Below are 13,085 nucleotides of genomic sequence, written 5' to 3'. Positions count from 1 at the left end.
CACATCGGACGTGCCCCACCACCAAGCCGAGCGGCCGTCCCGCCTCTTCGCGGAGGCGCCAACTCTTCGCAGACCTCGAGGACTTCCTATGGATTACACCCTGGGCATCGGCGTGCTCGTTTGCCTCCTGCTCGCCGCCGTCGTGCTGTTCGTCGTGGCCCGGCTGTTCCGCAAGGTGGAGCAGGGCAAGGCTCTGATCGTCTCCAAGATGCGCAAGGTCGACGTGACCTTCACCGGGCAGGTGGTGCTGCCGGTGCTGCACAAGGCCGAGGTGATGGACATCTCGGTGAAGACCATCGAGATCACCCGGGCCGGCAAGGAAGGGCTGATCTGCCGGGACAACATCCGCGCGGACATCCGCATCTCGTTCTTCGTCAAGGTGAACAAGACCGCCGAGGACGTCGTCAAGGTCGCCCAGGCGGTCGGCACCGCACGGGCCAGTGACCGGGACACCCTCCAGGAGCTGTTCCACGCAAAGTTCTCCGAGGCGCTGAAGACCGTCGGCAAGCAGCTGGACTTCACCGACCTCTACACCAAGCGCGAGGAACTTCGGTACCGAATCATCGAGGTCATCGGCGTCGACCTCAGCGGCTACCACCTGGAGGACGCGGCGATCGACTACCTGGAGCAGACGCCGCTGACCCAGCTCGACCCCGCCAACGTCCTCGACGCGCAGGGCATCCGCAAGATCACCGAGCTGACGGCCGTGGAACACGTACGCACCAACGAGGCGCAGCGCACCGAGGAGAAGGAGATCACCCGCCAGAACGTCGACGCCCGGGAGGCGATCCTGGAGCTGGAGCGCCGACAGGTCGACGCCGAGACCAAGCAGCGGCGGGAGATCGAGACCGTCCGCGCGAGGGAAGAGGCCGAGACCGCGAGGGTGGTGGAGGAGGAGCGGCTGCGGGCGCAGTCCGCCTTCCTCAAGACCGAGGAGCAGCTCGGCATCCAGCGCGAGAACCAGGGCCGCGAGGTCGCCGTCGCGCAGAAGAACCGCGAGCGGGTCATCGCCGTCGAGAACGAGCGCATCGAGAAGGACCGCCTGCTGGAGGTCATCGCCCGGGAGCGCGAGACGCAGCTGACGCGGATCGCCGCCGAGAAGGAGGTCGAGGCGGAGAAGCGGGAGATCGCCGACGTCATCCGGGAGCGGGTGGCCGTGGACCGTACGGTCGCCGAGCAGGAGGAGGCCATCAAGAAGCTACGTGCCGTGGAGGAGGCGGAGCGGCAGCGGCAGGCCGTGATCATCGCTGCCGAAGCCGAGGCGCAGGAGAAGCTGGTCAAGGACATCAAGGCCGCCGAGGCCGCCGAGCAGGCCGCCACCCACCGCGCCGCCGAGGAACTCACGCTTGCCGAGGCGCGGCTGAAGAGCGCCGACCTGGACGCACGGGCCAAGCTGCGGCTCGCCGAGGGCGTCCAGGCGGAGAGCGCGGCCGAAGGGCTGGCCGCCGTGCAGGTCCGCGACAAGGAGGCCGAGGTCATCGAGAAGGCCGGCCGCGCGGAGGCCCAGGCCACCGAGGCCCGGCTGCGGGCGGAGGCCGAGGGCGCCAAGGCCAAGGCACTCGCGGAGGCCGCGGCCGTCGGCGAGAAGCTGAAGGCGGAGGCGGCCGGCCTCACCGAGAAGGCCGCGGCGATGGCCGCGCTGGACGAGGCGTCCCGGGGCCACGAGGAGTACCGGCTGCGGCTGGAGGCCGAGAAGGACATCCGGCTCGCCGGGCTGGACGTGCAGCGGCAGGTGGCCGAGGCGCAGGCGACCGTCCTGGCGACCGGACTGGAGAATGCCGACATCAACATCGTCGGTGGCGAGTCGGTCTTCTTCGACCGCCTGATGTCCTCCATCGCGCTCGGCAAGAGCGTCGACGGCTTCGTCCAGCACTCCGAGACCGCCCAGGCGCTGGCGAAGCCCTGGCTGGACGGCACGTCGAGCTTCACCGACGACCTCAGCCGCGTCCTCGGCTCGGTCTCCACCGCCGACGTGCAGAACCTGACCGTGTCCACGCTGCTGATGAAGCTCATGAAGACGGGCGACGCCGACTCCGGGGCTCTGGAGCAGTTGCTGAACAAGGCCGGCGAGCTGGGCCTCGCCGACACCCGGCTGATGGCTCTGAACGGCACCGCCAAGGGCTGACGGACCGCGGACGTGGAGCTGCCGCGCGGGGGGCGGCAGCTCCACGACCGTTCTTTTCGACTTCCTGAGAGGGACCTCATGACCACCGCCCTGGACACGGGTACGTACGAGGTGCTGCACGACCGCCTCACCGCGCAGGCGGCCGAGCTGTCCCGCCGCGCCGAGGCGCTGAACGCCCGCCGCGTCGAGGAGTTCGGTTCTCTGCGCCTGGAGCTGGCCGGCACCGAACAACTGCGCACCGAGTCGGCGTGCGTGCCGCGTGACCTCGTGTCCGTCGGCGACGTCCTGCTCTTCGGGTACAACACCGTTCCCGGCCGCGGGGCCGAAACCGCCGTGGACGACGTGCTCGCGCTGCACGACCGCGCCCTGAACAGGCTGCCCGACGACGCCGTGCCCGGCCTGCTCGACGACCCCGCGTTCGTCCGGGAGTTCGCCGCCCTCCACCGGTACTTCCACCAGGCCAGGCTTCTCCAGCTCCGGCGGGTCGAGGACAAGGTGCTCGCCGTCTTCCGAACGGGCGAGAAGGCGGATGACATCCGGGTCCTGCGCTGGGCGCTGTCCGGCGACGGCCGGGCGTCCTTCCTGGACGCGCGCGGTGACCGGGACCACGTCCTGCCGCCCGCGCACGACTTCGCGTGGACGGTGACGACCCGCGAAGACCACGTCCTGGGCCGGCACCCACACGTCTCCATCGAGGGCGAGGTGTTCGTCGAGACGCTGGGCGGGACGCTCACCGTCAAGACCGAGGACGACACCGAGACGGACGAGGGCGTGTACACCGAGCCGGTCGCCGAGCCGCTGCAGTCACTCGCCGACGCGCACATCGCGTACGCGCGTGTGGGCGCCCTGATCCTGGTGGACGTCCTCCCGTACAAGGAGGACACCCACCGCTACCTGGTGTTCAACACCCTCACCAGGACTGTCGTCCGCCTCGACGGCATCGGGCAGGCGTGCCGCCGACTGCCCGAGGACCAGGGCATCGTCTTCCCCGGCGGCTACTGCCTGGCCACCGGCACCCACCGGACGTTCGACGGCGTCGACACCGAAGGCCTGGAGTTCGAGCGGGCGGTCCGCTCCCCGAACGGCGAGGACGTCCTCTTCGCCTTCCACGCCCGCGTCGCGGGGCGCAGTCTGCTTCTGTCCTACAACGTCATCCGCAAAGTGGTCACCGCCCCGCTGTCCTGCCACGGCTGGGCCCTGTTCGACGACGGCTGCCTCCTGGCCCTGCGGGCCGCCGGCGCCGAGCCGCAGCGCGTGCACTCCGTGCGGCGGTGGACCTCTCCGTACGTCTCCGACACCCACGCCGCCGCCCAGCCGGCCGGTACCGGTCCACTCGCCCGCATCGGCAACGCCGACCTCGTGCGCGGCATCTCCGACTGCCTGTCCATCACGCGCGCGGTCACCGAGACCGCCCCGACCGGTGAGGTCTACGAGGCGCTCCTGGCGGCCTGCGCACGGTTCGCGGACTCCCACCACTGGCTGGCCGAGGCGGACCTCGGTGCCCTGCACGAGCCGCTCGCACAGGTGCGGGCCACCGCCGGACAGGTGCTGGCCGAGTTCGAGACGGTGCAGACGCTGACCCGCCAGGCGGCCGACGCGCTTGCCGGGGCGACAACACGCGTCGCCACCGTCGTACGGCGCCTGCGCGGCGAGGCACCGCGCGGCGCCGAGGCTTGGGTGACCGGGCTCACCGAGCTGCGGCAGGCCCAGGGCCGTCTGCTCACTCTCAAGGAAATGCGGTACGCGGACACCGTCCGCATCGACGAACTCGCCGCGGACGTCGAGCGAGACCTCGCCTCGTTCGGGCAGCGGGCCGTGACCCACCTGGCGCACGAGGACGCCTTCGCCGACCACCGCGCCGACATCGAGCATCTCGTCGCCGACGCCGAGGCGATCACCACCGTGGCCGAGGCGGAGCCCGTCGCGGCCCGTCTCGACGAGCACGCCGAGAACCTGCGCACGGTGACCGACGTCGTCTCCGGCCTGGACGTCGGTGACATCACCGTCCGCACGTCCGTCCTGGAGCGGATCGCCGAGGTCCTCGGAGGTGTCAACCGCGCCCGCGCCACGCTGGACGGCCGCCGCCGTGCCCTGCGGGACCGCGAGAGCCGGGCCGAGTTCACCGCGGAGTTCGCGCTGCTCGGCCAGGCGGTCACCGGTGCCCTCGCGGCGGCCGGCACCCCCGAGGACTGCGACGAACAACTCACCCGCCTGCTCGTGCGGGTGGAGGACCTGGAGTCCCGGTTCGCCGAGTCCGACGACTTCCTCGCCGAACTGGCGGACAAGCGCGACGACATCCACGAGGCCCTTTCCGCCCGCAAGCAGACGCTCGCCGACGCCCGTGCCCGCAGGGCCGAGCGCCTGGCCGAGTCGGCCGACCGGGTCCTGACCACGATCGTCCGCCGGGCGTCCTCGCTCGCCGAAGCGAACGCCGTCACCACGTACTTCACCTCCGACCCGATGCCCACCAAGGTGCGCCGCACGGCCGACGAGTTGCGCTCACTCGGCGACCAGGTCAGAGCGGAAGAACTCGACGGCCGCCTGAAGACCGCCCGGCAGCAGGCCCTGCGCGCACTGCGCGACCGCACCGACCTGTACGCCGACAACGGCCGCACCGTCCGCCTGGGCGGCCACCGCTTCGCGGTCAACACCCAGCCGCTGGACCTCACCCTCGTCCCCCAGGGCGAGAACCTGGTCTTCGCGCTGACGGGCACGGACTACCGCGCCCCGGTCACCGACCCCGAATTCGCCGCGACCCGCCCGTACTGGGACCGCCCGCTGTCCTCGGAGTCGCCCGAGACCTACCGCGCCGAACACCTCGCCGCCCGCCTGCTCGACGAGCGCGGTCCGGCCGCCCTCGCAGCCGCCGACGACCTGCCCGCCCTGGTCCGCCAGGCAGCGGAGGCGGCCTACGACGAGGGCTACGAGCGCGGTGTCCACGACCACGACGCCGCCTTGGTCCTCGCCGCCCTCCTGCGCCTGCACGAGGGCGCGGGCCTCCTGCGCCACGAGCCGGCCGCCCGCGCCGCCGCCCAGCTCTTCTGGGCACACGGCACGACGGCCGAGGAACGCGACGCCTGGACCCGCCGCGCCGCCTCCCTGGCACGGGCCCGTGACACCTTCGGACTCACGCCCGCGATCTCCGACCTGGAAGCCGAACTCGCCGGCGTGATCGGCACGCGAGCGGCGGCCGCCTACCTCTTCGAAGAGCTGACGACCGGCCCCGACGGCTTCGTCCTCGGCGCGGGCACCCGGACTCTGCTCGACAAGTTCCGCCGCACCGTCGGCGCCTGCGCCTACGACGACGACCTCACCGCCCTCACCGACCCGGCCGCCCGCAGGCAACTCGTCGAGGCATGGCTGACCTCGTACACCACGGCGACCGGCGCCGACCTCTCCCCGGGCGATCTGGCCGAGGCCGTGGCCGCGGAGCTGTGCCCCGACCTGCCCCGTTACGAGTCGGACGCCCCCGTGACCGAGACCGTCGAAGGGCTGCTCGGCACCCACCCGCGCGTCCACGACCGGACCCTGACCGTCCGGGTCGACGAGCTCATGGCCCGCGCGCGGGAGTTCCGCGCCCGTGAGGTTCCCGCCCACCGGGCCTACCAGCGCCGACGCGCGGCACTGGTCTCCGCCGAGCGCAGCCGTCTGCGCCTGGACGAGTACCGGCCGCGCGTGATGTCCGCGTTCGTGCGCAGCAGGCTCATCGACGAGGTCTACCTCCCCCTGATCGGCGACAGCCTCGCCAAGCAGCTCGGCACCACGGGCGACACCAAGCGCACCGACACCGGCGGCCTGCTGCTGCTCATCTCCCCGCCGGGCTACGGCAAGACGACCCTCGTGGAGTACGTCGCCGACCGGCTCGGCCTGCTGCTGGTGAAGGTCAACGGCCCGGCACTGGGCCACACGGTGACCTCGCTCGACCCCGCCGAGGCCCCGAACGCCACGGCCCGGCAGGAGATCGAAAAGATCAACTTCGCCCTGGAGGCGGGCAACAACACCCTCCTCTACCTCGACGACATCCAGCACACCTCGCCCGAGCTGCTGCAGAAGTTCATCCCGCTGTGCGACGCCACCCGCCGCATCGAGGGCGTACGCGAGGGAGAGCCGCGTACCTACGACCTGCGCGGCAAGCGCTTCGCGGTGTGCATGGCGGGCAACCCGTACACCGAGACCGGCAGCCGCTTCCAGGTCCCCGACATGCTCGCCAACCGCGCCGACGTATGGAACCTCGGCGAGGTCCTCACCGGCAAGCAGGACGCCTTCGCCCTCAGTTTCGTCGAGAACGCACTTACCGCGCACCCGGTCCTCGCCCCGCTCGCCGGCCGCGACCGCGACGACCTGGAGCTGCTGCTCCGGCTGGCCGGGGGCGACCCGGCCGCGCGCGCCGACCGGTTGACCCACCCGTACGCACCCGCCGAACTGGACCGGATCACCGCCGTTCTGCGCCATCTGCTCACGGCCCGCGAGACCGTCCTCGCGGTCAACGCCGCGTACATCGCCTCGGCCGCCCAGACCGACGCCACCCGGACCGAGCCGCCCTTCCGGCTCCAGGGTTCCTATCGCAACATGAACAAGATCGTCCAGCGTATCCAGCCGGTCATGAACGACGCTGAGCTGTCCGCCCTGGTCGACGACCACTACACGGCCGAAGCCCAGACCCTGACCACCGGGGCCGAGGTCAACCTGCTGAAGCTGGCCGAGCTACGGGGCACGCTGACTGCCGCTCAGGTCGGGCGCTGGGCGAAGCTGAAGGCCGTGTACGTCCGCACCCAGACCCTCGGCGGGCCTGAGAGCGATCCCCTCACCCGAGCTGTCGCCGCCCTCGGACTGCTGGCCGACCGGGTCGCGGCCGTCGAGTCGGCCATCAACCGCGCCGTCGACCCGCGCCCCCTCATCGCCAGCCCGACAGCCCGGCACGCCGCCCGCCCGGCGTCCGGGCCTGGGGAGGAATGAGAAGGACCACCCAGCGCATGGCGTCTTGCCGGAACACGGCAGCGTCCGGTGGGCGGCGCTGCCCGTCAGGCACCTGTCAGGGACGCGTAAGGAGCGTGTAAAGTCCGTCGCGGAGTGCCGGGAAGTCTGGTCGGCGACAGGGAACAGCTGTCTTCGTCGATCGGGGTTGGTCTTCGTGGTGCTCGTCGCCGTCTTCGGCGCCGCTCTGCTCATTGCGGTTCTTCTTTCCGGACTCGCGGCCCGGACCGTGCTGTCCACCTCCTTCCTCTTCCTGGTCGGCGGCGCACTCGTCAGCGACGGCTTCCTCGGGCTGATCCACATCACCCCGGACAGCGACATCGTCGCCGTCACCGCCGATCTGGCACTGTTCGCGGTGCTGTTCACCGACGGCATGCACGTGTCCTTCCCGAAGCTCAGGGAGAACTGGAAGAACCCGGCCCGCGCTCTCGGTCTCGGTATGCCCTTGGCCTTCGTCGGCATGGCGCTGATCACCCACTACCTGGTCGGGCTGGACTGGACGACCTCTTTCCTCGTGGGCGCCGTCCTGGCCCCCACCGACCCGGTCTTCGCCTCGGCGATCGTGGGGCGCAAGGAAGTTCCGCCCAAACTGAGGCAGTTGCTCAACGTGGAGAGTGGCATCAACGACGGGCTGGCCCTGCCGGTGGTGCTTGTGCTCATCGCCGCCGCCGGGCCGACCAGTGGCCACGCGGAGTCATCCCTGGGGATGATTGCTCTGGAGCTCGGGCTGGGACTTGCCTTCGGCGTGGTGCTGCCGCTCCTGGTCAACGGTCTTGTTCGGTTCCGGCTGTTGGGCGCAGAGCCCAAGCTGCAGCCGTTGCTGCCACTGGCCACCGGGATCATCCTGTACGCCGCGTGCCACCTGACTCATGCGAATCCTTACCTGGCCGCCTTCTCCGCGGGCGCCGTTCTCACCTCCGTGTCGTCCGAGGCGAAGACGGCCTTCGAACCGCTCGGTGAGGCGCTCGCGGAACTGGCGAAGTTCGCCGCGCTGCTGGTCTTCGGTGCCCTGCTGACGCCCCAGCTCTTCGCCGACCTGACCTGGACCGGTTACGTGGCCGTCTTCCTGGCGATCATGCTGGTGCGCCCGGCCTCGGTGATGATCTCTCTCGTCGGTACGCAGTTCGACCGACGGGAGAAGCTGGTGGCCGCGTGGTTCGGCCCCAAGGGGTTCGCGTCGGTGGTCTACGGGCTCCTTGTGCTGCAGGCCGGCATTCCGCAGGGGGAGCAGGCGTACACGCTCATCGCTGTCTGCATCGCCTTCTCGATCGTCGCCCACAGCAGCACCGACGTGCCTATCGCGAGGATCTTCGCTGTCGAGGACCTGGCCGGCATTCCCGAGCCGGCGAGCGATGCGCAGACGCCGGTCGCGCGCGAGGAGGACGGACATGGCCGCCGGCCATGAGCACGGCGGGCGCCGACCGGGTCGAGGGCCTGCGGGATGGCTGACCGGCGTGGGCGCCCTGGCTGCGGTGGCCGGTAGCGCGATGTACGTGCTGCCGGGCCCCGGCCTGCCCTTGTTGGCCACGGGAGGGTTGCTCTTCCTCGGCGGGGCGGCTTTGTGGATCCTCGGACGGAGGTGGAGATGACGCCGCGGGGCACGCGGAGCCGCAGGTGTGGCGGGCGGGATGGCCGGCCCGCGTGGCCGCCGCGGGACCATGCCTGTGGTTCCCGGCGTTCGTCGAGCGTCTCGCCGGAGGAGCGCCGGCCGACCCGCAGCCTGGCGCAGTGTTCTTCGCGGCGCGGACATCGAGCCCGGCATGTGCCGCATACGCGGCGATGGCGGTGACTGAGCTCTGCGGCGTTCTGCTCGTCAGCTACGCAGTGAAGGCATGAGCGGCTTCGCGTAGGGGATGCGCATGACATGGGTCAGTTGCCCGATCACCTGTGATCCCCGGGACGTTGGTCAGGCGTACCACCAGGGTGGGTAGGGCGAACGGGCCCGTGCTCACCAAGGCGCGAGGTGAGTACGGGCCCGTTCAGGAGCCGGTCCGCGTGAGGCGGTCAGACGGTGGTCCTCACCGACTCCTGGTCTTCGTCGCCCCCGGTGCCGTGTCCGGCGTTGCGGGCGCGGACGTACTCGAGGAACGAGTTGAGTTCGCGCTTGACGACCGGGGCGAGGAGGTAGAGGCCGATGATGTTGATGACGGCCAGCGAGAAGAGGACCGCGTCGGCCAGGTCGATCAGGGTCTGCAGTGTCAGCAGCGATCCGGCGATGGCGAAGACGGTGTAGAGAACCTTGTAGATGATCTCGCTGGTCCGGCTGCGGCCGAAGAGGTACGTCCACGCCTTGAGGCCGTAGTAGCCCCAGGTCAGCACGGTGGAGATGGCGAAGAGCATCACCGCGACGGTCAGGATGTACGGGAACCAGGGCAGCACCGTCTCGAAGGCGTCGGAAGTGATGGTGACGCCGCCGATGTCCTCGCCGAGACTGGCCGGGTTGGCGATGACGATGGTCAGCGCGGTCATGGTGCAGATGACGACGGTGTCGATGAACGGCTCCAGCAGGGCGACCAGGCCCTCGCTCGCGGGGTGCTTGGTCTTCACCGCGGAGTGGGCGATCGGGGCAGAACCCAGGCCCGCCTCGTTGGAGAAGGCGGCCCGCTTGAAACCGATGATCAGTGCACCGAGCACACCGCCGGCGACACCCTCGGGGTTGAAGGCGCCCTCGACGATCGACGCGACGGCGTCCGGGACGGCGGTCACGTTGACCAGGATTACGACCAGGCAGGCCACGATGTAGATGCCGGCCATGGCGGGCACGAGCCTGCTGGTGACGTTGGCGATGGAGCGGATGCCGCCGAGGAGGACGATGCCGACGATCGCGGCGACCAGGATGCCAAAGAGCAGCGCGCCGGCGGAGGAGCCGACGGTACCGTCCTCGCCGCCGGTGACGGAGACCAGCTGCGCGTAGGACTGGTTGACCTGGAAGAGGTTGCCGCCGAAGAGGCCGAAGAACAGGATCATGAAGGAAGCGAGGACCGCGAGGACCTTGCCGAGGGTCCTGCCGTTCTTGCCGAAGCGCTCGGCGAGACCCTTGGGCAGGTAGTGCATCGGGCCGCCGGAGACGGTGCCGTCGGGGTGCACCTCGCGGTACTTCACGCCAAGGGTGACCTCGACGAACTTGGTGGCCATGCCAAGCAGGCCGCACAGGATCATCCAAAACGTGGCGCCCGGGCCGCCGATGGAGACGGCGACGGCCACACCAGCGATGTTGCCGAGGCCGACCGTGCCGGAGACGGCGGCGGTCAGGGCCTGGAAGTGGTTGACCTCGCCGGTCGAGCCCTTCTCGTCGTACTTCCCCCGCACCACGTCGACGGCGAGCCGGAACTTGCGGAGCTGGACGAACCCGAACCAACCGGTGAAGACCAGGCCGGCGACGACGAGCCAGGCGACGATGAGAGGAAGGTCGGTGCCGCCGACAGGCACGGCGTAGAAGACGACCTCTCCCAGCCACTTGGCTATGGGTTCGAAGAAGCCGCTGACGGCTTCGTCGACGGACTCGGTGACGGATTCGAGTGACACTTGGTTACCTCGATGACGCGGGGCTGGCGGGCTGGGGATTCTCGCCGGGTGAGCGGTCTGTGAGCGAACGTCGTTGTCCGGTGATCGAACCCGTGCGCACGGACCGATCTCGGACCGTGATCGTCCCGGGCTGTGGTGCGCGTACAGGCTGACCCTCCGCAGCACGGCCATCAGTCGATCCACCTGCGGAGTTGCGCAGTTCTACCATGTCTTTGCCAAATATTTAGTGATGTAGATCACATTACGGCTGGTGACCGAGGAAAGTCCCAGTTGGTGAGACCAGACCGTAACCCGGCTACCGGAAGCGTGCTGTCTGCACCTACGCGTCGCCTGGGTGGGGGCGGACGGGGGCGCCTGCCGAGTCGACAAGCGCGTTCTGGAGGGCACTCAGCCTTCTTCTGCGGGCCAGTCCAGGAGTCTTGCCCCGATGGTGGCGGTCTGCACATGTAGCGGTGAGACAAGTCCGTGGGGTCCGCATCGGTGAGTTGGTGGATGCGCTCCAGCCGGTATCTGAGAACCCGCACGCTCAGCGAGAGGCGGCGCGCCGCCGCTGCAGCGACGCAGCCCGAGTCGAAAGTACGCGGTCCTGGTGCCCAGGAGTGGGCGGGCGCCGCCGCGGGCGGTGATCAGCGGACCGAGCGTGTCGTGGACCAAGTCGGCCGTGACCTGGCGGCCGTGGGCCTGAAGGGGGTAGACGAGCAGACGGCGGCGCGCAGCGCCGGGTCCATGAGTCCCAGCCGCTTGGCCAGGTCCCATGCATTGAGCGCTTCTTCGTAGGACTGGATGACTGCGCCGGGACCAGGACGCGAGCGGCCGATGGCCGCTTGGCCGCCGTCGGTGGAGGCGTGCGTCAGCTTGGCGAAGTAGGGCAGCACCTCGTCCTCGTTGTCGGCGAGATGCACGGGAGTCGGCCGTCCTCGGGAGGTGAGGACGGCGCCTTTGTGGAGGTGGGCGGCGGTGAGGGGGGCGTCGGTGGGGCGGCTCTGACGGGATAGCGGCGCCCGTCGACGAGGGTCAGCTATACGGTCCCGAACATGGAGGCGGCCCTCGGGGATCGAGTCGTGACCGCGGTGGTGGGCCAGGCCAGGTCTTGGCCGTTGGGCTCCCGGCGATCGTGGGGCGGTAGAAAGGAGTCATGCGCGAGAGTGAGAGCCCTGCGAGGGCGATGGATGATGTGGATGCCGTGACCCAAGCGGTGCTGACCGCCTCACGCCTGCTGGTTGCGGTGTCCGCGCGTTCCCTCGCCGAGGTCGAGGAGCGGGTGACGTTGCCGCAGTTCCGGATGCTGGTGGTGCTGGCCACGAGGGGAGCCACCAAGCTCGTCACGCTGGCTGAGCAGCTCCAGGTGGCGCCGTCCACCGCCATGCGCATGATCGATCGCTTGATCGCGGCCGGTCTGGCGGACCGGCACGCCAATCCTCACAGTCGTCGGGAGACGCTGCTGCAGCTCACCGCCGAGGGGCGGCGCACGGTCGAGAGCGTCACGGCTCGTCGGCGGACCGAGATCGCCGCCATCGTTGAAAGGCTCACTCCGGTGCAGCGGCTGGCCTTGGTCGAGGCGCTCAACGCCTTCAACAAGGCCGGGGCGGAGCCCCTGGCGTCGACCCCCCAGGGCACGCAGGCGCATCCGCTGGGGTGGACCGGTGAAATGCCCGGCGCCCTGTGAAGCGGGCGAAAAGCCTGACATTTGAAGCAGGGAGGCACGTATCCCCGTGCTGGCCATTCCCGGTGCGCGCCCACGCGGTCCGGGACTGCTGAGCTAACAACGGCGCGGCACGCTTCCGAGATTGAGCTGGCCCCCAGGCCATCGCCGTCGTCCTGAGAGCTCCCGCCGTCAGGGCCCCGATGAAATATTTCTTGCTCTATGCAAGACTATGGGGATGGCAGGGGCTGGCGACCTTGCCTGGAGTGCCGGGAAGTCTGGTCGGCGTCTGCTGAGGCGACCCGTCCGGAGGACCAGCTATGCCACCGTCCCATCCCGTGCCGCGCGACGAGGCAGCCGACGGTGTCCCGCCCCCTCGGGAAGCGTTGTCCCGAACGAGGTGTGCGACGAGACTCCGTGTCCGTTTCGAGACCGGTCGCGGCCCTTCACGCGTGCGGCACCTGCTTCTCGACGGGGAGCTCGACGTGGACACCGCTGCCGCACTGCGGGATGACCTGGCTGTCCTTGCCGCGCGTTCGAGCGCTGCTTCGCTAGTGCTCAACCTGTCCGGTGTCACCTTCTGCGATTTGGCGAGTCTGTACACCCTCCGAGGCATTTGCCAGACCTTGCCGCTGGTCGGCGTCGACGTGCGGCTCGTCGAGCCCAGCGCTGCCGTCCGGACCGCCGCGCGAAGGGCGGGAGCGACCGCTGACCTGGGCCTGGACTAGGACCTGTCTGATAATTGATCTTGTGGTGGGTCGTGGTGAGCTGACGGATGCGGCGTGGGAGCGGATAGCACCGCTGCTGCCGGGTGTTGAT

Annotated in this window: 6 protein-coding genes and 1 pseudogene; 5 read left to right on the top strand and 2 right to left on the bottom strand. The window is 69.9% G+C overall.

The features are described 5' to 3' along the window. Positions 1–88: 88 nt before the first annotated feature. The 3 genes from ACGF5T_RS32310 to ACGF5T_RS32300 all read left to right on the top strand — a co-directional run bounded on the left by ACGF5T_RS32310 (position 89) and on the right by ACGF5T_RS32300 (position 8,504). Positions 89–2,125 carry a flotillin family protein gene (locus ACGF5T_RS32310; protein ID WP_366767959.1) on the top strand — a complete coding sequence of 679 codons (2,037 nt, stop codon included), beginning with the start codon at positions 89–91 and terminating at the stop codon, positions 2,123–2,125. Positions 2,126–2,203: 78 nt separating this feature from the next. After that, positions 2,204–7,081: a DNA repair ATPase gene (locus ACGF5T_RS32305; protein ID WP_366767958.1), complete on the top strand. Its 4,878-nt coding sequence runs from the start codon at positions 2,204–2,206 to the stop codon at positions 7,079–7,081. Between the two features lie 175 nt (positions 7,082–7,256). After that, entirely contained in the window at positions 7,257–8,504 is a 1,248-nt protein-coding gene (locus ACGF5T_RS32300; RefSeq protein ID WP_366767957.1) for a cation:proton antiporter, read from the top strand. 599 nt (positions 8,505–9,103) lie between these two features. Here ACGF5T_RS32300 and ACGF5T_RS32295 read toward each other — a convergent pair. Both ACGF5T_RS32295 and ACGF5T_RS32290 read right to left on the bottom strand, forming a co-directional pair. Then, complete coding sequence (locus tag ACGF5T_RS32295) at positions 9,104–10,624, bottom strand: alanine/glycine:cation symporter family protein (protein WP_366767956.1); 1,521 nt, start codon at positions 10,622–10,624, stop codon at positions 9,104–9,106. Between the two features lie 387 nt (positions 10,625–11,011). Further along, positions 11,012–11,543 (bottom strand): annotated as a pseudogene (locus tag ACGF5T_RS32290) (helix-turn-helix domain-containing protein); the annotation flags it as partial. 216 nt (positions 11,544–11,759) lie between these two features. Between ACGF5T_RS32290 and ACGF5T_RS32285 the strand changes: the two are divergent. Together ACGF5T_RS32285 and ACGF5T_RS32280 are read left to right on the top strand one after the other, a co-directional pair. After that, on the top strand, positions 11,760–12,290 hold the full coding sequence (locus tag ACGF5T_RS32285) for a MarR family transcriptional regulator (protein WP_366767955.1): 531 nt from the start codon (positions 11,760–11,762) through the stop codon (positions 12,288–12,290). Positions 12,291–12,586: 296 nt separating this feature from the next. Beyond that, complete coding sequence (locus ACGF5T_RS32280) at positions 12,587–12,994, top strand: STAS domain-containing protein (protein ID WP_366767954.1); 408 nt, start codon at positions 12,587–12,589, stop codon at positions 12,992–12,994. Positions 12,995–13,085 lie beyond the last annotated feature (91 nt).

The organism is Streptomyces sp. NPDC047853, from assembly GCF_043204535.1.
Classification (GTDB): Bacteria; Actinomycetota; Actinomycetes; order Streptomycetales; family Streptomycetaceae; genus Streptomyces.
This window is presented reverse-complemented; position numbering and strand designations above follow the sequence as displayed.

What these genes read in the sequence shown, in the direction of transcription:
- ACGF5T_RS32305 (WP_366767958.1), top strand. Translation starts at nt 2,204, where the DNA reads ATGACCACCGCCCTGGACACGGGTACGTACGAGGTGCTGCACGACCGC.
- ACGF5T_RS32285 (WP_366767955.1), top strand. Translation starts at nt 11,760, where the DNA reads ATGCGCGAGAGTGAGAGCCCTGCGAGGGCGATGGATGATGTGGATGCC.
- ACGF5T_RS32310 (WP_366767959.1), top strand. Translation starts at nt 89, where the DNA reads ATGGATTACACCCTGGGCATCGGCGTGCTCGTTTGCCTCCTGCTCGCC.
- ACGF5T_RS32280 (WP_366767954.1), top strand. Translation starts at nt 12,587, where the DNA reads ATGCCACCGTCCCATCCCGTGCCGCGCGACGAGGCAGCCGACGGTGTC.